The organism is Cyanobacterium aponinum PCC 10605, from assembly GCF_000317675.1.
Classification (GTDB): Bacteria; Cyanobacteriota; Cyanobacteriia; order Cyanobacteriales; family Cyanobacteriaceae; genus PCC-10605.
Window position 1 is genome coordinate 1420840 of the sequence record NC_019776.1, and the last position, 18581, is coordinate 1439420.

At 31.3% G+C, this 18581-nt stretch carries 24 protein-coding genes and 1 pseudogene; 19 read left to right on the forward strand and 6 right to left on the reverse strand.

Going from position 1 to position 18581, the window contains the following annotated elements; translation table 11 throughout:
* Nucleotides 1-47 precede the first annotated feature (47 nt).
* The 4 genes from CYAN10605_RS05885 to CYAN10605_RS05900 all read left to right on the forward strand — a co-directional run bounded on the left by CYAN10605_RS05885 (nt 48) and on the right by CYAN10605_RS05900 (nt 3558).
* Nucleotides 48-1619: a hypothetical protein gene (locus CYAN10605_RS05885; RefSeq protein ID WP_015219023.1), complete on the forward strand. Its 1572-nt coding sequence runs from the start codon at nt 48-50 to the stop codon at nt 1617-1619.
* A gap of 63 nt (nt 1620-1682) precedes the next feature.
* Nucleotides 1683-2759, forward strand: coding sequence for a hypothetical protein (locus CYAN10605_RS05890; protein WP_015219024.1), 1077 nt, complete (start codon nt 1683-1685; stop codon nt 2757-2759).
* 173 nt (nt 2760-2932) lie between these two features.
* The gene (gene vapB / locus CYAN10605_RS05895; protein WP_015219025.1) at nt 2933-3175 is read left to right on the forward strand and encodes a type II toxin-antitoxin system VapB family antitoxin; all 243 of its coding nucleotides are present in this window, start codon (nt 2933-2935) and stop codon (nt 3173-3175) included.
* Between the two features lie 5 nt (nt 3176-3180).
* A complete protein-coding gene (locus tag CYAN10605_RS05900; RefSeq protein WP_015219026.1) occupies nt 3181-3558 on the forward strand; it encodes a type II toxin-antitoxin system VapC family toxin in 378 nt (125 codons plus the stop codon).
* 284 nt (nt 3559-3842) lie between these two features.
* Here CYAN10605_RS05900 and CYAN10605_RS05905 read toward each other — a convergent pair whose 3' ends face one another.
* Both CYAN10605_RS05905 and CYAN10605_RS05910 read right to left on the reverse strand, forming a co-directional pair.
* Nucleotides 3843-4196 (reverse strand): type II toxin-antitoxin system RelE/ParE family toxin, encoded by a 354-nt coding sequence (locus CYAN10605_RS05905; protein WP_015219027.1) that lies wholly within the window; start codon nt 4194-4196, stop codon nt 3843-3845.
* Nucleotides 4186-4413 (reverse strand): hypothetical protein, encoded by a 228-nt coding sequence (locus tag CYAN10605_RS05910; RefSeq protein WP_015219028.1) that lies wholly within the window; start codon nt 4411-4413, stop codon nt 4186-4188. Before CYAN10605_RS05910 ends, CYAN10605_RS05905 begins: the two co-directional genes overlap by 11 nt.
* A gap of 119 nt (nt 4414-4532) precedes the next feature.
* Here CYAN10605_RS05910 and CYAN10605_RS19285 point away from each other — a divergent pair, with 119 nt between their 5' ends.
* Nucleotides 4533-4667 (forward strand): hypothetical protein, encoded by a 135-nt coding sequence (locus CYAN10605_RS19285; protein WP_015219029.1) that lies wholly within the window; start codon nt 4533-4535, stop codon nt 4665-4667.
* Between the two features lie 156 nt (nt 4668-4823).
* Here the strand turns inward: CYAN10605_RS19285 and CYAN10605_RS05915 are convergent, their stop codons facing one another.
* The 4 genes from CYAN10605_RS05915 to fumC all read right to left on the reverse strand — a co-directional run bounded on the left by CYAN10605_RS05915 (nt 4824) and on the right by fumC (nt 9521).
* On the reverse strand, nt 4824-6542 hold the full coding sequence (locus CYAN10605_RS05915) for a protein kinase domain-containing protein (protein WP_015219030.1): 1719 nt from the start codon (nt 6540-6542) through the stop codon (nt 4824-4826).
* 84 nt (nt 6543-6626) lie between these two features.
* A complete protein-coding gene (gene cbiM / locus CYAN10605_RS05920) occupies nt 6627-7286 on the reverse strand; it encodes a cobalt transporter CbiM (RefSeq protein ID WP_015219031.1) in 660 nt (219 codons plus the stop codon).
* Between the two features lie 84 nt (nt 7287-7370).
* On the reverse strand, nt 7371-7910 hold the full coding sequence (locus CYAN10605_RS05925) for a carboxypeptidase-like regulatory domain-containing protein (protein ID WP_015219032.1): 540 nt from the start codon (nt 7908-7910) through the stop codon (nt 7371-7373).
* Nucleotides 7911-8129: 219 nt separating this feature from the next.
* Nucleotides 8130-9521 (reverse strand): class II fumarate hydratase, encoded by a 1392-nt coding sequence (gene fumC, locus CYAN10605_RS05930; protein ID WP_015219033.1) that lies wholly within the window; start codon nt 9519-9521, stop codon nt 8130-8132.
* A 202-nt stretch (nt 9522-9723) separates the two neighbouring features.
* On the opposite strand from fumC, the gene CYAN10605_RS05935 reads away from it, so the two are divergent.
* From CYAN10605_RS05935 to CYAN10605_RS05995, 14 genes and pseudogenes are all read left to right on the forward strand, one after another.
* Nucleotides 9724-10941, forward strand: coding sequence for a DegT/DnrJ/EryC1/StrS family aminotransferase (locus tag CYAN10605_RS05935; protein WP_015219034.1), 1218 nt, complete (start codon nt 9724-9726; stop codon nt 10939-10941).
* Nucleotides 10942-11156: 215 nt separating this feature from the next.
* Complete coding sequence (locus CYAN10605_RS19105; protein WP_241212821.1) at nt 11157-11300, forward strand: hypothetical protein; 144 nt, start codon at nt 11157-11159, stop codon at nt 11298-11300.
* Complete coding sequence (locus CYAN10605_RS05945; RefSeq protein WP_015219035.1) at nt 11269-11529, forward strand: hypothetical protein; 261 nt, start codon at nt 11269-11271, stop codon at nt 11527-11529. Before CYAN10605_RS19105 ends, CYAN10605_RS05945 begins: the two co-directional genes overlap by 32 nt.
* Nucleotides 11530-11547: 18 nt before the next feature.
* Nucleotides 11548-11913: a nucleotidyltransferase domain-containing protein gene (locus CYAN10605_RS05950; RefSeq protein ID WP_015219036.1), complete on the forward strand. Its 366-nt coding sequence runs from the start codon at nt 11548-11550 to the stop codon at nt 11911-11913.
* Nucleotides 11914-12002: 89 nt separating this feature from the next.
* Nucleotides 12003-12182 (forward strand): annotated as a pseudogene (locus CYAN10605_RS19110) (HEPN domain-containing protein); the annotation flags it as partial.
* A gap of 139 nt (nt 12183-12321) precedes the next feature.
* Nucleotides 12322-13842: a glycosyltransferase family protein gene (locus CYAN10605_RS05955; protein ID WP_015219037.1), complete on the forward strand. Its 1521-nt coding sequence runs from the start codon at nt 12322-12324 to the stop codon at nt 13840-13842.
* A 7-nt stretch (nt 13843-13849) separates the two neighbouring features.
* Nucleotides 13850-14551, forward strand: coding sequence for a WbqC family protein (locus tag CYAN10605_RS05960; RefSeq protein WP_015219038.1), 702 nt, complete (start codon nt 13850-13852; stop codon nt 14549-14551).
* Complete coding sequence (locus CYAN10605_RS05965) at nt 14548-15534, forward strand: hypothetical protein (RefSeq protein ID WP_015219039.1); 987 nt, start codon at nt 14548-14550, stop codon at nt 15532-15534. The genes CYAN10605_RS05960 and CYAN10605_RS05965 overlap by 4 nt, the downstream gene beginning before the upstream one ends.
* Nucleotides 15524-16513, forward strand: a complete 990-nt coding sequence (locus CYAN10605_RS05970) for a sulfotransferase (RefSeq protein WP_015219040.1) — start codon at nt 15524-15526, stop codon at nt 16511-16513. Before CYAN10605_RS05965 ends, CYAN10605_RS05970 begins: the two co-directional genes overlap by 11 nt.
* Nucleotides 16514-16628: 115 nt before the next feature.
* Entirely contained in the window at nt 16629-16904 is a 276-nt protein-coding gene (locus CYAN10605_RS05975) for an AbrB/MazE/SpoVT family DNA-binding domain-containing protein (protein ID WP_015219041.1), read from the forward strand.
* Nucleotides 16905-17222: a type II toxin-antitoxin system PemK/MazF family toxin gene (locus CYAN10605_RS05980; RefSeq protein WP_015219042.1), complete on the forward strand. Its 318-nt coding sequence runs from the start codon at nt 16905-16907 to the stop codon at nt 17220-17222. It abuts the gene before it with no gap.
* A 90-nt stretch (nt 17223-17312) separates the two neighbouring features.
* The gene (locus CYAN10605_RS05985; protein WP_015219043.1) at nt 17313-17642 is read left to right on the forward strand and encodes a XisI protein; all 330 of its coding nucleotides are present in this window, start codon (nt 17313-17315) and stop codon (nt 17640-17642) included.
* 132 nt (nt 17643-17774) lie between these two features.
* Nucleotides 17775-18059 carry a type II toxin-antitoxin system Phd/YefM family antitoxin gene (locus CYAN10605_RS05990; RefSeq protein ID WP_015219044.1) on the forward strand — a complete coding sequence of 95 codons (285 nt, stop codon included), beginning with the start codon at nt 17775-17777 and terminating at the stop codon, nt 18057-18059.
* Nucleotides 18052-18372 (forward strand): Txe/YoeB family addiction module toxin, encoded by a 321-nt coding sequence (locus tag CYAN10605_RS05995; RefSeq protein WP_015219045.1) that lies wholly within the window; start codon nt 18052-18054, stop codon nt 18370-18372. Before CYAN10605_RS05990 ends, CYAN10605_RS05995 begins: the two co-directional genes overlap by 8 nt.
* Nucleotides 18373-18581 lie beyond the last annotated feature (209 nt).

Below are 18581 nucleotides of genomic sequence, written 5' to 3' on the forward strand. Positions count from 1 at the left end.
CTATGACTTATACTTAAAATTGACATCGATAATAGAACAAAGAATTCATGGGCAACCTGCGTGTAAAAACTATCAAATATCTTATCCCCCTGACTCTATCTCTATCTTTTCTCATTGGTTGTCAAAAAAAACCTGTAGAAGAAATATCCTGTGCAATGCCAGAATGGGCGAGTGAAAATTCCAACTATGTTAGCAACCCCACACTAGACATAGCAGTTCACGTTGACGGTAGTGATTCCATGTTAGGTTATGTCACGATTCCCAATAGCAACTATACCAGAACCATTGAAGTTTTATCGAATAGTATTATCGGCACTAGCAATGTAAATGTAACATATCATCGCATCGGGGACGAAAAAAATATCACCAGAGATGATTTCCGTAAAATTGCGAAGTCAACCACTTTCTATGATAGCAATGATGGTACTTATAAACCCGTATCTAGTCCTATTCAATCCGCTATTACTCCTCCCCCACAGGGTAAAGAAAAATTAACGGTTATTGTTACAGATTTAGAAGGGGATGACGCTGGTAGAATTGCAGAAGCCTTAAGTAAGAACTATCTCAATGAAGGAAGAAAAAACTACACCATTGGAGTCTGGGCAGTAAAAAGTCAGTTTAATGGTACAGTCTTTAATCCCAATACAGGCAGTGCTAAATTTATTTATAATACCCAAGGTAAATCTTCCGAAGCCTATCGACCTTTTTATGTTTTGTTCATAGGAGAATATGATAAAATAATCGACTCTTTTAATGAGATAAAAAAACTAGATTCTCAACTTCAAAGCTACAGTGAAATGTTTATTTTTCCTAGTCAAAATATTCTCAAGGAAGCAGTCAATTTAGGGAATTTTTCAACCATAGAACGCAATTCTGTTTTGCCAGAAACAGGAGATTTACAAAGAATTTATAGCCTTACTGATGATAATGTGGTAGTGATTCCTAAAGATCAAAATCAAGATACTTATGACTTAATAGAAGTGATTAACCCCACTGAAATGCAACCTAAAATTAACTACTCTGTTGCTTTTCCCCAGTTAGCTACGAATGATAATAATAATTATTCTTTATTTATTAATGAAAATAATTTGATCACTCAAACTAAAGTCTTTACCTATGGTAAAAACAATCAGAATATAGAAGAACCTGAATTAGAAGAAAAAGAAGAAGAAACTAACGCAGAATCAACAGAAGCTAAAGAAGAATCCCAAAAATCAACGGCTAATAATCAAGAAAATAATACTCCTTTAGAAAATACTCAAGAAAAACAAAACTTTATCGAAAACTCTAGTAACACTTTGCGTCAAGCCTTAATAATTGATAATCTGAAACTGGATGAACAAAAACAAAATTTAGAGTTTGTTACTAATCTCAATCTTAATAATTTATCTAATCCACAAATTTATTTATTTGAAGTTGATTTAATATTAGATGATGTAACCAGTTTAGACTGGTGGAATGATTGGAGTGTAAATGCCGGAGAATTAGGCGATGGCTCAAAAACTCAGAATTTATCTATTTTTATGAATAAGTTAAAAAGTTTAAGTCTGGAAACACTAGAAAATGAAAATGGTGATGCAGTAATTGGACGTTTTTGTATTGGAATTCAAAAAAATTAAAATTAGATTAGTTCGGGGTTCGGAGTTTTTTAATTCTTCATTTTAACTGAAGTAAATAAGATTATGACTAATTCAGAATCAGACATTCAAGAAATTATTAAATATGTACAAAAATTAGAAAAAAGAGTAAAAAAACTTGAATCAAAAGATGCAATTATCTTAAAATCTGTTCCCAAGGATATACAACCAAAACCGTTAAAATTTTCCCCAGAAAAATTAATAGATATTTATAATGATGTTCCTTCTATTTTAGAAGAGTATGTAGTGGAAGTTTCTATCACCGCACAAAGTTGGCGATCGCACTCTGAGGATAAGACAATAGTAGAAAAGAGTATTGGCGGTAATTACTGGATAATTTTATTAGAAAATTTAGATGAGAAAAAATATTATTTATTACCCAATCAGAGCAAAAAATTAAGAATAAGTAGATTAAGAAGTCTGCACAATATGTTTAAAATACAAGGAGAAAAAGACACAAATAATGATAACTATATAATAATTAAACCAGCCCTATTAAATATGATTCCCAGTGGAAAAGAATGGGAAATAATCGAAAAAGGAATACTTTATTTAGGTAAAACATCCCCCACTCAAAAGTTAACCGCAGAATTAGAAAAGTTAACAGAAAATCAAGAAACAATGCCTTCAAGTCTTCAAGGCTTATTAAACGTTTTAGAAAAACTAAATAAAAATAATAATGAGTTAAAAATAAAACTAAATTCTTTAGAAAAACGCATTCAAAAACTAGAACCTGAAGAAATAAAATGGGTAGAATTATATCATCTTGAACCAGAAAAATTTGCTACTTTGGGTGGAGGAAATACTAAATTAAAACTCACTGAAACAACTGTTAATAAACTTCTACAAAGCTCTACTAAAGATATTTATTTAGAGGCTGATTCTCTCGGTCAATATTTATTAAAGCAAGGAGAAAAAGGATTATATTTATTTCCTGATCCTTTAGGAATATTTGATAAAAATAGTTTAATTTTAACCCGTTTAGCGAATTTATTTATAACTCATGGAGAAATTCCGATCGCATCTTTAGGGAAAGATATAAAAGTAATAAAACCTGCAAAATTGAAAAAAATTAATAATAATCAATGGAGCTTATTAGAATCAGGAGAAATTAATTTTTAGTTTTAGTAAAGCAATTCAAATATTTTAAAAGATTTTTCCATGAAAACAGCTAGTACATTAAAACTAATACTCTTGCCTTCTTTTCCTAAAACTCTGATCAAAGTAAAAATTCTGCAAAAACTGTCTTAAGTTTTTATAAAATAAATATGTTAACTATAAATAATCTTAAACCTATGACTACTCAAACGATTGATTTACCCGAAATGATTTTAACGAAAATAAAAGATTTACCCTTAGAGCAACAACAAGAAATTTTAGATTTTACTGAATTCATTGCTCATAAATATACCAAAAATTCAGGGGAAAACAATAAATCGAATGGAAAAAGAGTTGCGGGTTTATTTAAGGGTAAAGGTTGGATAAGTGATGATTTTAATGAACCTTTACCACCTGAAATATTAGGGGATATTATATAAAAATCTTGTTAGATACTCATGCTTTTATTTGGTGGAATTTAACTCCTGAAAAATTATCTTTAAATGGATTAAGTTTAATAGAAGATAAAGAAAATATTTTCTACTTGAGTATTGCTAGTGTGTGGGAAATGCAGATTAAAATATCTATCAATAAACTACATTTTGATAATCCATTGTCTCAAATAATTACTAAGCAGAGAAATATTAATAATCTTCAAATTTTGTCCATAGAATTAGAGCATATTTGGGAGTTAAAAAATTTGCCTTTACATCATAAAGATCCTTTTGATAGAATACTCATTGCTCAAGCTATGATAGAAAAAATCCCAATTCTCACCATCGATTCTATCTTCCATAATTATTCTATTAATACTATTTGGTAAATAATAATTAGCTCAATATAGGAGCTTTTTAAAACAAATTTTTTAGGGAAGATTAGGATTTTTATTCGTCATTTCCTCATAAACTAATTTCGACACTTCAGGATAAAAGGTTTTATCTTCGTAAAAAGCAGGATCATCCCCTAAAATAAAGAAAATATGATACTATTGTTAATAAAAAGACATCCTTTAAAGGACTTCTGCTTATAATGTGCAGTTTTTTCCTGACTTCTCTTTTGGTAATTCTTAATTCTTAATTATAAATAGATTTACGAGAAAAAGGTTGATTATTGATTTTCAAATTCTGCAATAATTTGTTCAATAACTTTGGTTGAAATATCAGAAAAATCTGACTTAGAATAAATTGTCACTAGAATAATTTTACTGCTAGTTTTAAGATAGTAAATAACTCTATAATCTGCACTTTTACCCTTTTGAATATTACTATTTTTAAGACGAACTTTAAAAACCTGATAATTAGAACCCGAAATCTGTTCCCCCAAAATTTCTCCTAGTTTCAGACACTCAATTAAAGGCTCTAAATCTTTACGAATAGAGCGATAACGTTTAGCTAATTGAGTCAAATTTTTTTTAAAGTATTGTGTTAATAAAATTTCGACGGGTAACGAATTATTCGACATCAATTCCCTCCCACATCTGGGATAAAGGAATTGTTTGCCCCGTGAATGCTTCATTAAGCCCTTGTTTAATCCCTTCTATCACTATTTCATTGGGAGTATCATCAGGATCTAAATTAGTTTTTTGCATTAAATATTTTAATATTTCTTCTTGTTCCGATAAAGAAAGTTGATCAATTAAATTCAATATTTGATTTTTTGTAATTGTTAAAGTTACCATAAATTTTTTCTTTTTTTATTAATTTCTCAAAGTAATCTTTAAATTGATTTTAGCATTTCCTCATAAACTAATTTCGACACTTCAGGATAAATATGTTAACTATAAATAATCTTAAACCTATGACTACTCAAACGATTGATTTAACCGAGATGATTTTAACGAAAATAAAAGATTTACCCTTAGAGCAACAACTGAAAAAAATAAATCGAATGGAAAAAGAGTTGCAGGTTTATTTAAGGATAAAGGTTGGATGAGTGATGATTTTAATGATCCCTTACCACCCGAAATATTAGGGGATATTATATGAAAATATTGTTAGATACTCATGCTTTTATTTAGTGGAATTTAATTCCTGAAAAATTATCTTTAATATGTACTAAAGTTATATTTTTAAAAATTTATTCCTAGTCTCAAGCACATTCTAAATAATTAGCATTTACCCATCCAGTTCTGCCATTCAAAGAGCGATTAGATCCTTCAATTACTCTTATATAATACCAAGGAAAATCCCCTCGAATATATTGTACAACATCATCATTATTTAACCCAGCAAGTGACTCTCCCCCCGGACTTTTACGCACAGCTAATTGTCCAGTTTTGATGTTAGTAACTAAACAACTAGGATTTTTTTCAACATGAACAGTGTTTTCAAAATGGATTTGACTATGATGTATATAGCCATTTCTACCACAAAAATCAGTTACATACCAACCATTTGCAGAACCATAAGTATTAATAGTAATAGAAGTAACGGCATTTACGCTACAAATAATTTCCCCATTAGGTGTTGTTCTAATATTGGAAGGGGGATCAAAAACGATAGCACTTATATTTTGACTGCCACTATCAAAAGAACCTGTAGTATTACTAATTTTCTCTTTATTACGATCTTCTTCTTTAGCTTTTTGATAAAGCCTTTCCGCCTCCAAGCGTTGTTGCTCCACTTCCTGTTTTAGAGCCTCTAATTCTTCTCTTTCTTTATTAAGATTTTCTTCTGATAATTGTGATTTTATTCGCTCTTTTTCTTGCTCAATTTCAGCTATTTTTTGTTGAGTTTGATTGATATTTTGAATAATAAAAAACCCGACCAAAGAACCTAATAAAGCTAATATTAAAATTAATAAAATAATCAGAATATTCGATGAAGATTTATCATTCTGTTTCGGATAACTATTACTTGAAGTATTAATTTCTGGCTCTGGATATATTGGCTGACTTACAGGAGGTTGAACTACAGGAATAGGATCAGTATTTTTTTCGATATTAATGTTAGAAGTTTTGATATTCTCGCCTTTCGGAGGAACAACTGCAACGGTTTGAAACTGACTTAAATATAAATCCTCTTGCATCGCTTCGGCGGTGAGATAACGATTAGAAATTTCCATTTTGATCGCTTTTTCCAATACCCTTGCAAGGGAAGGATGCAGATTCGCCACTAAATTTTGCCATTCTAACTCCCCCGTTAAATTGTTAGAAGGAAGCTCAATGGGATATTTTCCGGTTAAACTATATATCATGGTCAACCCTAGTGCAAATAAATCTGTACTAAAAACAGTTCTTCCCATACTTTGCTCAGGGGCGATAAATCCTCTTGTACCAATGACGACAGAGGAAACCGTTGAACCTGATGAAGTGTTGAAACTCCCCATTGTTTCCTTCACCGCGCCAAAATCGATCAACACAGGAAGCCCGTCAGAGGCTCGGATAATGATGTTTTCAGGCTTTATATCTCTGTGAATGATATTTTTGCTGTGAACATATTTGAGGGTATCGAGAAGGGATGTTAAGATTGTTAAACAACGATCAGAAGATAGAATCCCTGATTGACTGAGGTTTTTTCCTTCTATGTATTCTTGTACTAAATAATATTTATCATCTTGACAGAAGTAGGCGTAAAGGGTGGGAATTTGGGGACAATTTTGTCCTAATTCTTCTAATACTTGGGCTTCTTTAAGAAATAATTTTTCAATGATTTCTGAGCTAGTATTATGGTTAACGGATTTAAGGGCTTTTACTACTACTTTTCGTTGAGTTGGGCTGTGTAAATCCACTGCTAAAAAGGTTTCTCCAAATCCCCCACTACCTAGAGGATGAAGTATTTGATAGCGATCGCACAAGATTTCATTCATAATGATGCAATCCCCTGATTAACTGTGAGGGATAAAAATTATGTTTATATGCTTATAATAGTGCATATTATTTCTTTAACTGTTTTAACTTCTCCCTTCCGAATTTTCAAGACCGATTAATTCTGGTTTGACTTTCTCCAAAAAACTAATTAACATTACTGTTAAAATTCCTTCAATTAAGGCTTGAACAGCATAACCAATTAGAGAAGTAAAAATAGCTGTTTTTTCTGCGTCAATATCTAAATCAGGGGCAATATTATTAATAGTAATAAAGACAAAAATTAAGGCAGATAAAAAAACACTTAGCCCCCCTCCCAAAAAGGCTAAAGTGGACTTGCCGAAGGGAGTATTAAAAAAAGATGTGGTACGAAAAGACCATATATAATGAGCTAACAAAGCAGGAACACCCATAATAATAGCGTTAATTCCGAGGGTAGATAACCCCCCATGTTGAAAAAACATCCCTTGAAAAAATAAGCCAATTAAAATACCGGGGAAAGCATAATAACCCAAAACTAAACCCATCACTCCATTTAAAACGAGATGGATACTGAAAGGAGGAATGGGAATATGAATTAAAGAAGCAACAAAGAAAGCCGCAGTTAGTAAAGATGCTTTAGGGATTTCTTCTTGATAGTTTGTCTGTTTATGAATTTGTTTTAAAGAAAACCAAGTTACACCTCCTGTAATCGCATATCCGGAGATACTGACAGCAGGAGGTAATAATCCATCAGGTATGTGCATAAAATAACTAGAGAAAAATTAGAGATAAGAAATTATAGATGAGATGAGAGAAATAATAATTGTTTCAATCATTAATAATTAATACTAATTACTAACTTTTGATTCCTGCTTTTTGCGAGAAAAAAATAAAGCTGTACCCACAAAACCCCAACTACCTGTTAGTGCCATTAAAATTTTTTGGGGGGTTGATAATTCTCCTGTGATGGACGAACTAGCACGGGGGCTTTGCCCCAAATTAGTGTTAGGATTTTCTGATATTTCTTCTTGAATTTGATGGTCATTTTCCGCCTGTAATGGCTCAATAGGAATATTAACTACACTACCATGACCTGCCGATCTTACTTTAATCGTCCAATTACCGTTAACATTCGGTTCAGGTACAAAAGTAAATTTACCATCACTATCTGTAACTCCTGTTTGCCAAGCCTGAGTCGGATTATTAGGAGCATAAACTACTACTTGAGCATTGCTCATTGGTTTTCCACTATCATATTTAGCTTGAATTGCGATCGCTTCTGTAGCTTGATAGTCGATCGCCACCCCATGAGCAGAAGTTTTTGGCTGATGGATTACACTGGCTAATACTAACCCCAATCCCAAATTGGATAATGTTCTTAATTTCATTTCCTTTTTTCTCACGAAGTGCAGAATTCTTATTTCATAGTCGAACAACTTTTCTTTTTTTTCAATGCCCACTCAGGGTATTTTTTCATTAAAATTAGGGGATTAGGGAGATGAGGTGTCAGGTTTCAGGTGTCAGGTTTCAGGGAAGATGAGAGTTCGCACCGAAGGCTCTTACACTCCCTTCTGTCGTGAACGGGATTTTTAATTCTTAATTATCAACTATTCACTATGAGGGTAAGCCATTTGGCGTAAGTCAATACAATCGTCAAATTCTGTTGCGGTTAAATAACCTAACTCTAAGGTTGCCTCTTTTAAGGTGATATTTTTTTCATATGCTAAATGGGCAATTTTTGAGGCTTTGTCATAACCAATTTTAGGAGTTAATGCAGTGACTAACATCAAGGATTGATTAACTAATTCTTCGATACGTTGACGATTGGGCTTCATTTCCTTGATGGTAAAGTCAGTAAAATTGTTACAACTATCACTAAGTATCTTGATTGATTGCAAAATGTTATAAATCATCATAGGCTTATAAACATTCATATCTAACATCCCACTCGCTCCGGCAAAACTAACGGCGGTATCATAGCCCATAACTTGTACTGCAACCATGGCTAAAGCCTCACACTGAGTAGGATTGACTTTTCCCGGCATAATTGATGAACCCGGTTCGTTAGCGGGTAATTCTAACTCATTTAATCCTGCACGAGGGCCACAGGCAAGAAAGCGAATATCGTTAGCAATTTTGTATAGTGAACAGGCTAGGGTTTTTAGTGTACCGCTCAAAGATACGATCGCATCATGAGAACCCATGACAGTAAATTTGTTCGGAGCGCTAACAAAAGGTAAACCAGTGATATTGGCAATATGATGAGCCGATTTTGTGGCAAAGCCGATGGGGGCGTTAATACCAGTACCTAAAGCAGTACCTCCTAAAGCTAATTGATAGACATGGGGTAAGGCTTGGTTAATACGGGTAAGGTTATCATCCAACATCCCCACATAACCTGAAAATTCTTGTCCTAGGCTCAAGGGTACTGCATCTTGAAGATGAGTTCTACCAATTTTTATAATATTTTTCCATGCTTGTGCTTTTTCGGCTAATGCGTCTCTTAATTTTTTGACCTTGGGTATTAATCTTTCTTGAATTGCGATCGCACTGGCTACATTCATAGCGGTAGGAAAAGTATCATTAGATGATTGAGACATATTGACATCATCATTGGGATGAATGGGATTTTTACTGCCCAACTCACCCCCCACAATTTGAATGGCGCGATTGGAAATGACTTCATTAACATTCATGTTAGTTTGTGTTCCGCTTCCCGTCATCCATACATATAAGGGGAAATGTTCATCTAACTTGCCTTGCAAAATTTCATCGGCGACTTGAATAATTAATTTCGCTTTTTCTAAAGGTAATTTCCCTAATTCTTCGTTAGCCATAGCCGAGGCTTTTTTGACAATGGCAAACGCCCGAATAACTTCTATGGGCATCATATCTTCCCCAATAGAAAAATGATGGAGAGAGCGTTGAGTTTGAGCACCCCAGAGGCGATCGCTTTTTACTTCTATTTCACCGATACTATCTTTTTCAATACGATTCATGGGTTTAATAATTAGTGTATATTTTATAATTTATAGAAAATTAATCTATTTTTGGCATAAGTGCGATCGCACCTCCTGAACAAATCCTCGATGAAAACTGGCTTCCCAAATCCCACTCATCACAAAATTTAACCAAAAGCTCGATCACATCTACTCAAAATCAGGGCATGATAAAACATAAACACTATTAATTAATTTTTCTATGACCTTGATTAGTGATAACCTAAAAACAAAAATAGAAGATTTAGCAATATTTGGTGGCAAACCCTTATTTTCAGAAAAACAACACGTTGGCAGACCAAACTTGGGCGATCGCACTCAATTTTTAAATCGCATCAATGATATGCTTGATCTCAACTGGCTAACTAATCGAGGCCCTTTTGTTAAAGAATTTGAACAGAAAATCGCCGATTATTTAGGAGTGAAACATTGCGTCAGCGTTTGTAATGCCACTATTGCCCTCGAATTAGCCATCAGAGCCTTAGAATTAACGGGAGAAGTAATTATCCCCTCCTTTACTTTTATCGCCACTGCCCACGCCCTACAGTGGCAGGAAATAACTCCTGTATTTTGTGACATAGATCCCATTACTCATACCATTGATCCTGATAAAATAGAGTCGATGATTACCCCTCGCACTACGGGAATAATTGGGGTTCATGTTTGGGGGCAACCTTGCAATATCGAGGCATTAACGACCATTGCTAAAAAGCATAACCTTAAATTAATGTTTGATGCTGCCCACGCTATGGGATGTTCTTATCAAGGGAAAATGATCGGTAGTTTTGGTGATGCAGAGGTGTTAAGTTTTCATGCTACTAAGTTTTTAAATAGTTTTGAAGGAGGTGCGATCGTTACCAATAATGATGAATTAGCGGAAAAACTAATTTTAATGGAAAATTTTGGGTTTTCAGGATTGGATAACGTAATTTATATTGGTACAAACGGCAAAATGAGCGAAGTATGTGCAGCAATGGGTTTAACATCCCTCGAAAGTATTAATGAATTTATCGAAATTAACCATCAAAATTATCAGTGTTATCAACAAGAATTAAAAGACATAAAAGGAATTAAATTATTTACGTACAATCAACAAGAACAATGTAATTATCAATATATTGTTTTAGAAATTGATGAAGAAATAACTAATATTAGTAGAGATAAATTCGTAGATATTTTAACCGCAGAAAATATCATTGCTCGGCGTTATTTTTACCCCGGATGTCATCGAATGCAACCCTATAAATCTTATTTTCCCCATGCAGGTTTATTATTACCAGAAACAGAGAAACTATCAAATAAAGTCATGTTATTGCCCACGGGAGTTAATATGAATCCTGATAAAATCATTAAAATCACTGATCTAATTAAGTTTATTCTTGATAATACTTGTAGTATTGCGAATAAAGACAATAAATAGTCAATAATCTAACTTTTATTATATGAGTGAAAAATTTATTATTAAGGTTTTGGAAAATGAAAATGGTATCTGTTTATTTGAAAAATGGTATTATGCAATTAAGGATAAACAAATCCGAAGAAGAATTTTATTGAGATTAAAAAGAATTTCTCAAAGAAATTTAGGAGATTGGAAAAGTTTCGGAAATCAAACTCGATTTTGGTTCAGGTTATAGAATTTATTTTAGTCCCTTTGGAGATACTATCATCGTTTTATTGATGGGAGGGGATAAAAGTAGTCAACTAAGTGATATAAAAAAAGTAGTTAAATTATGGGAGGATTATCACCATGAAATTGAAAGATTTTTACAAGACTTTTAAAAGTGATTTGATGACGGATAAAGAATTTGTCATCGGTTATTTAGAAGAAGGTGGTGTTTCTCTATTTATCTCGGCTTTACGAGATGTTGTTATCGCAAGTCAAGAACACTTAAATAATCAATTATTTAATGATTTGCTTAATAATGATAATCCAGAAATGTCTCTTATTTTTGAAGTGTTAAATTTGCTAGGTTTAACTATAAACTTAAAGGTAAAATGCGAAATCTGATTTAAAAAAGTAAATTAAATGAAAGCTACTGTATTTAAAACTAATCAATCTTCTTTAGGTAATAGTATGATTGATCAAAGGAAAATTTTGGCAGAAGTTAAGAATTTTACTCAAGAATTATATCAAGATAAATTAGACAAAATAATTTTATTTGGTTCTCGTGCTAGAGGAGATTATCGTCAAGATTCTGATGTGGATATTTTAATCGTCTTAAAAAATGATTTTCATTATTCCCAAGAAATCGAAAAAACTAGCGATTTTATTGCTAAACTTTCTTTAAATTATGATATGGTAATATCTCGCTCATTTACTAATAGTTTTGATTACAGAAATAGTAAAACTCCTTTTTTTCTTAATGTTAGGCGGGAGGGAATTATTTTATGATTAAAGAGCAAGAATATTTATTAATTAAAGCTGAAAGAAGTTTAAATGCGTCGAAGGAATTGAATTAAAAAGACTATCCTGAATTTGCTACTTCCAGAGCTTATTATGCAATATTTTATATAGCTGAAGCCTTACTTTTACAAGAAAATTTATCATTTTCTAGTCATTCGGCAGTAATCTCGGCAGTTGGTAAACATTTAGTTAAAAGTAAGAAAATTCCCCCTCAATATCATCGTTATTTAATTGATGCACAAGATCAAAGAAATTGAGGTGATTATCACATCAACCCAAACCTAAATAAAAATGACGCTGATAAGTTTATTTCTCAAGCCAAGGAAATGTTACAATTTGCCCAAGAGTATTTAGGTTAAGTTGTCTCAATCATTTTATTCTAATTATCATAACTATATGACCGCTAATTTAATCACTTTTCCTGATTGGACTCAACCAGAAGATTTGTTATATCAAGATTTAGTTAACCTCATCAAAAAGGTCAGTAATTTTGAGAATACTAATCTTTTAATTGATATTACTGGTATTAGTCAAGAAGAAGCGGAGCTAATGTTTTCTAGTGTCATTACTAGCCTAACTTTAGAGGAGGGTTTAGAAATTAGCGATAGTTTAGGGTTGAATTTTGTTTCTGAAATAACCCCTGATATATTTAGTAATTTACAAAAAGATAATTATAAGATAGTAAATCTAAATTCATCAGGACAGAATAATTTGAATAAAGAATATAAAAGTGTACGTAAACACTACAACTTAATTTATGAAAAACAGGGTTATATACCAGTTGAATTGGCTATTTTCGACACAATACATCCCAAAACACCTATTATAGGTGGTTTTCGTCATGCTGAACATTCTTATTATTTAGAGCATTTTACTAATAGTATATGTATTCACGGGAACTCAAGAACTTACAAGACTTGGGAAGAAATCAAAAGGGCGATTAATAAATATTGTCATTTTTTGCAAAAACCTCTATGGCGAAATAAATTTTATGTTATCAATGAAGTGGGAATACTAAAACCAGAACTAGCATATTCTTTAATGGTTAATGAGACTTTGAATTTTCTTCCCATCTTTGAAAAATTTAAAATACCTTTTTGTGCTTGTATAACTCCCGGAGGAGGATTTTTTCTTGATAATGAGATCAGTGATATAAACTGTAGAAGAATTGTCGAATCTCCTAGTTTTAGATATTTAATCACAACTCAAGAAATTATTAATGACTATTTGCTGAAAAAAATACCCTCTTTAAAAGGTAGAAGTGAAGCTATTTATGGTGGCTTTTCTCAAATAGAAGCCAATGAAATAAAAACTCGTCCTGATGTTTGCCATAAAAAGCGGTTAGATATTGCTTTTGTTGCTTATAATTACGGCAACAACGGATTTGATAAGGGTTTTGATATTTTCTGTGATGTAGTCACCAAATCATTATTCTCAACTGACTCCAAATTTCGGTTTCATATCGTGGGAAACTGGGATTATGAAAATATCTCTTTTGCGCCTAAACCATCTCAAGAGGTTATTTATCATGGAGTTCTTTCCAGAGATGAATTAATCGATTTATACCCCTATATTGACATTATTCTTAATCCATATAGATTATTAAATGATGGACAGTTTAATGGTTTTCCTATGTCTCCCGATGGTTCAATGTGTGGATGTGCATTATTTTCAACAAACCCTTTGAGGTTAAAAACACCATATATCTCTGGTCAAGATGTTGTAGAAATAACGGAAAACTCACAAGATATTTTTGACCTCCTCATATACTATGATCAGCATAGAGACAAACTAAAAAATTTAGCAATAAAAGGACAAGAAAAAACCTTACTTTATCGTTCTCGCACAGCACAAGCAGAAAAAAGAATTCAAATATTTGAGAGATTAATTGGTCATAAAATGGAGCGTCAAAATTAAAACTAATATGAAACTAGCGATTATGCAACCTTATTTTTTTCCTTATATTGGTTATTTTCAATTAATTCATGCAGTTGATAAATTCATTATTCTTGATGATGTTAACTATATAAATAGAGGTTGGATTAATAGAAATAAAATTATTATTAATGGTGAAGCCAAATGGTTTACTTTGTCTTTAGATAAAGCTAGTCAAAATAAGTTAATTAAAGAAATAAATATAAGCTCTAAAGATGTATTTCATGAGAAATTGTTAAAAACATTGAAAATATTTTATGGTAAAGCCCCATATTTTAATCAGGTTTATGATCTACTAAACAAACTTTTTAAAATAGAGAATTATAATTTATCTAGTTTTTTATATCGTAGTTTAATCTATTTAAAGGATTATATTGGTTTAAATACGGAAATAGTAGAAACATCATCAATTTATCCTAAAAACAACCTAAAAGGACAGGATAGAATTTTAGATATTTGCATTAGAGAAAAAACAACTCATTATATTAATCTGCCGGGGGGAAAAGATTTATATGATCAAGACTTTTTTCAAAACAATGGAATTGAGTTAAGTTTTTTACAACCCATTATTACACCTTATAATCAGGGAATTAAAAATTTTATTCCCAATCTTTCTATAATTGATGTCTTAATGTGGAACTCTCCCGAAGATATCTTAACAATGGTTAATCAATATGAGTTAAGCAAATGAAACCTATCGGCGGTTATTTTGAACTTGAATTAAATCAACAGCAGAAAAATTGGCATCCTAACGCAAATTTAACTTTAAAAAGTGGACGATCTTGCCTTCAATTTCTCATTAAAAGTCAATCACTAAAACAAGTTTTTATTCCTTATTATACTTGTGATGCTTTAATTGAACCTTTAGAAAACTATAATGTTAATTATTCTTTTTATGAACTTAATGAAAAACTAGAAATAAAAGCTGATAATTTAGTTGTAAATCCCAATGATATTTTAATTTATATTAATTATTTTGGCTTAAAAAATAAATATTTAGAAACATTAGTTAAAAAGCATAATAAGCAATTATGGGTTGATAATACTCAATCTTTTTTTTATCAACCAAAAATGAAAACATCAGTATATTTTAATTCTGCTCGTAAATTTTTTGGTGTACCTGATGGTGCTTATCTTTATACACCTGATAATATTTATTTATCATCTTTAAATAACTTGAAAAGAAATCAAAATTATCGTTGTGAACATTTATTACTTCGTCATCAAGGAATATTGGAGGAAGGTTATAAAATTTTTCAAGATAATGAAAAACTTAACGGTGATGAAATAGCTTTAATCTCTGAATTATCAGAAATTATTCTCAGTCAAATAGATTATAACGATGTTGCTCAAAAACGCTGTCAAAATTATCTCTATCTTGATCAAATATTAGGTTCTCATAATCAATTATCGTCAGAAGTAATAAAATTAGATAATAATTCTATTCCTTTTTGTTATCCTTATTTACCTGTAAAATCGATTAAACATGAATATTTTTGGGAAAAACTTATTTTTGTGCCTATTTTATGGCGAGAATGTGTTAATCGTATAACTGAGGGTTTTGAATGGGAAAAACATTTAACATCTCAATTATTACCCTTACCAATTGATCAACGTTACAGTTTTGAAGAAATGGATTTGATCATAAAAGCTATTATGGATTATGGACAATAAAAAAAGATTAATTGAACATCAAAAACCAGAGGAATTAGAAGAATTACTTAAATATTTTGAAAATCTTTTTAATCCTTTAGAAGAAAAAGAAATCTCAGATATAGATTTGTGTGATGAGCCAATTTTATATATTATGGGTTGTGCTAGAAGTGGCTCAACATTGGTTTATCAATACTTAACTGAATCTGGTTTATTTACCTATCCGACTAATTTTATTTCTCGATTTTATTATGCTCCTTATTTGGGAGCAAAATTACAGCAAATGTTAATAGAATATGATTTTAGAGAAGAAATTTTTACTAAAAATAAGACTTCTTTATTTACTTCTAATTTAGGAAAAACTAAAGGAGTAATGTCACCCCATGAATTTTGGTATTTTTGGAGGAGATTTTTTATTTTTGGCGATATTCAAAAATTATCACCAGAAGTTATTAAGGATGTAAATACAGATAAATTTATTAAGGATTTAAGAGCTTTTCAATCGGTAAAAAAATTACCCTTAGTTTTGAAAGGAATGATTTTAAATTGGCATATACCTTTATTATCAAGTTTATATGAAAATTCTTATTTTTTATTTGTGAAAAGAGATATAAAAACTAATGCAAATTCTTTAGTTCGTGCTAGAGAAAAATTTTTTGGTGATGCTAAACAATGGTATTCTTTTAAACCCCCTAACTATCACAAAGTCATTAATCTTGAGCCAATTTATCAAACTGTTTGGCAAGTTATGGTAACAAATTTAGCTATTGAAACAGGATTAAATTCTATTGATTCAACAAAGGTTTTTACTATTGATTATGAAAAATTTTGTCAAAATCCACAGTCTTTGTTAGAAGAACTTTGTCATAAATGGAAAAAAGAAATGCCCTCAAATATGAAAAATTTACCACAATATTTTGATATTAAAAAACATCCAAATATAAGTTTATATAATTGGGATAACATTCTATCCAAAGTAGAAAACTTAAATCTATCTTAACAAGATGCGATCACGAAGTGGCAAGCTACGCTTGATCGCACTTTAGATAACAATATTGACATCAGTACAAAACAGTAACTACAATGTAATTACTTAAATTGAAAATGATTGAAAAATGATAGAAAATACTATTCATACTCGTTTAGTGAAAATTGGTAATTCTCAAGGGGTTAGACTACCCAAAACTCTGCTGGAAATTGCCAAAATCAAAGATCAAATTGATTTATCCATTGAAGACGGCACAATAATAATTCGTGCTTCAGAAGAAAACAAAGTAAGGTTAAATTGGGCAAAATCCTTTCAAGAAATGGCTTCTGAAAATGATGATCAACTATTGGATAGCGACACTCAGACGCTATCCTATTGGGATGAACAAGAATGGGAGTGGTAGATGAAGCGATTTGATATTTACTTAATCAATCTTGATCCTACTCTTGGCAGTGAAATTCAGAAAACTCGTCCTTGTGTGATTATTTCCCCTGATGAAATGAATGATTATATTAAAACAGTTATTGTTGCACCTATGACCAGTAAAGGTAAACTTTACCCGACTCGGATTAGGTGTAACTTTCAAGAAAAAGAAGGATTAATTGTTTTAGATCAAATTAGAACTGTTGATAAAATTCGTTTAGTCAAAAAACTTGGTACTCTTGATAGTTCTATTCAAGATGAAGTTTTATCTAAGTTAGGGGAAATGTTTGCTCCGTAATCAAAAAGAAGATAAAGAGATGTCCGCAAAAGATTTATTTCATCAAGCAGTGCTTATAGCTATTAAATCTGTTAAGCAAGAGGTGGTTTTATGGAAAGAATAGACTATATTCAATTAGTCAAGGATATTTTAACTCAACACTCGATTAATCATTCTCAAAATGATACAGAAATTCAATTAATATTTGATGATCATAATCACCATTATCAGGTTTTAAATATTGGTTGGGATGATCAAACTAGAATTTATGGTGTGATTATTCATGTGGATTTGAAAGACGATAAAATTTGGATTCAAAGAGATGGTACAGAAGTCGGTATTGCTAATCAATTATTAGATGCAGGGGTAGCAAAAGAGCATATTGTATTAGGTTTTCAAGCTCCCTATAAAAGAGAATTTACAGAGTTTGCTATTGGTTAATATTATCTATGAATTTTAGTAATTCGGGCGATCAGGGGAAATATAGTGCAGTGCGATCGCCTTTATCTCAAAAAATAAAAACCATGATAAAATGTACATTATTATGTACATAAAAAAAATTGAGAGTAAATCATGTTTAGCTATGAAATAACCTCCCCCACAGAAGCCAGAAATGGATTATTTAAACTTTTAGATAAAGTTGTAGAAGATCATCAAGTTTTTATTATCAATCGTCGTCAGGGTGAAAATGTTGCCTTAATTGCCGAGTCTGATTTGCGTAGCTTAGTTGAAACCGTTTATTTATTCAGAAATCCTGCTAATTCTCATCATTTATTCGAGGCGTTAGAAGAATCCATGACAGGTAAAATTAAACCCCAATCTTTAGAGGAATTGAAAGAGGAATTAGGAATTGAGTAAAAACAAGAAACAAAACTCTACTTCAGAGGATAAACAGCCAAGTTTTCCCCAAGTTCCAGGTTTTAGTAGTCAGTTTAAAAGTGATTTACAATGGTGGTTTAAAAATGACAAAAAAAGGGCGGAAAAAATATTAGATTTAGTTACTGAAGTCATGAGAAATCCATTTCAAGGCATCGGCAAACCAGAACCTTTAAAATATATGGAGGGTAATATTTGGTCAAGAAGAATTGATTTAGAGCATCGTTTGATTTATCGCATTAGTGCCACTCAAATTGATTTTCTTGCTTGTCGTTTTCATTATGATAATCTATGATTAAAGGCGATCGCACAGCACCACCGAAGGCGATCGCCAAGTGGGAGACTCCACCTGATCCCATTTTAGAAACCAGACAAACATAAAAGCTAAATAGCCAATGAATTAAAAAAGTTTTTGGAAGGTTAAGGGCGATCGTTATCAGAATAAATGTTAAGAATTATGTAGGAATATAAAAATAACATTTAGCAATATTCATTATCTTGGGT

Bases quoted from the DNA above. Each gene is read 5' to 3' on its own strand.
- CYAN10605_RS05885 (WP_015219023.1), top strand. From the start codon at position 48: ATGGGCAACCTGCGTGTAAAAACTATCAAATATCTTATCCCCCTGACT.
- CYAN10605_RS05890 (WP_015219024.1), top strand. From the start codon at position 1,683: ATGACTAATTCAGAATCAGACATTCAAGAAATTATTAAATATGTACAA.
- vapB (WP_015219025.1), top strand. From the start codon at position 2,933: ATGACTACTCAAACGATTGATTTACCCGAAATGATTTTAACGAAAATA.
- CYAN10605_RS05905 (WP_015219027.1), bottom strand. From the start codon at position 4,196: ATGTCGAATAATTCGTTACCCGTCGAAATTTTATTAACACAATACTTT.
- CYAN10605_RS05910 (WP_015219028.1), bottom strand. From the start codon at position 4,413: ATGGTAACTTTAACAATTACAAAAAATCAAATATTGAATTTAATTGAT.
- CYAN10605_RS19285 (WP_015219029.1), top strand. From the start codon at position 4,533: ATGACTACTCAAACGATTGATTTAACCGAGATGATTTTAACGAAAATA.
- CYAN10605_RS05915 (WP_015219030.1), bottom strand. From the start codon at position 6,542: ATGAATGAAATCTTGTGCGATCGCTATCAAATACTTCATCCTCTAGGT.
- cbiM (WP_015219031.1), bottom strand. From the start codon at position 7,286: ATGCACATACCTGATGGATTATTACCTCCTGCTGTCAGTATCTCCGGA.
- CYAN10605_RS05925 (WP_015219032.1), bottom strand. From the start codon at position 7,910: ATGAAATTAAGAACATTATCCAATTTGGGATTGGGGTTAGTATTAGCC.
- fumC (WP_015219033.1), bottom strand. From the start codon at position 9,521: ATGAATCGTATTGAAAAAGATAGTATCGGTGAAATAGAAGTAAAAAGC.
- CYAN10605_RS05935 (WP_015219034.1), top strand. From the start codon at position 9,724: ATGACCTTGATTAGTGATAACCTAAAAACAAAAATAGAAGATTTAGCA.
- CYAN10605_RS05945 (WP_015219035.1), top strand. From the start codon at position 11,269: ATGAAATTGAAAGATTTTTACAAGACTTTTAAAAGTGATTTGATGACG.
- CYAN10605_RS05950 (WP_015219036.1), top strand. From the start codon at position 11,548: ATGAAAGCTACTGTATTTAAAACTAATCAATCTTCTTTAGGTAATAGT.
- CYAN10605_RS05955 (WP_015219037.1), top strand. From the start codon at position 12,322: ATGACCGCTAATTTAATCACTTTTCCTGATTGGACTCAACCAGAAGAT.
- CYAN10605_RS05960 (WP_015219038.1), top strand. From the start codon at position 13,850: ATGAAACTAGCGATTATGCAACCTTATTTTTTTCCTTATATTGGTTAT.
- CYAN10605_RS05965 (WP_015219039.1), top strand. From the start codon at position 14,548: ATGAAACCTATCGGCGGTTATTTTGAACTTGAATTAAATCAACAGCAG.
- CYAN10605_RS05970 (WP_015219040.1), top strand. From the start codon at position 15,524: ATGGACAATAAAAAAAGATTAATTGAACATCAAAAACCAGAGGAATTA.
- CYAN10605_RS05975 (WP_015219041.1), top strand. From the start codon at position 16,629: ATGATAGAAAATACTATTCATACTCGTTTAGTGAAAATTGGTAATTCT.
- CYAN10605_RS05980 (WP_015219042.1), top strand. From the start codon at position 16,905: ATGAAGCGATTTGATATTTACTTAATCAATCTTGATCCTACTCTTGGC.
- CYAN10605_RS05985 (WP_015219043.1), top strand. From the start codon at position 17,313: ATGGAAAGAATAGACTATATTCAATTAGTCAAGGATATTTTAACTCAA.
- CYAN10605_RS05990 (WP_015219044.1), top strand. From the start codon at position 17,775: ATGTTTAGCTATGAAATAACCTCCCCCACAGAAGCCAGAAATGGATTA.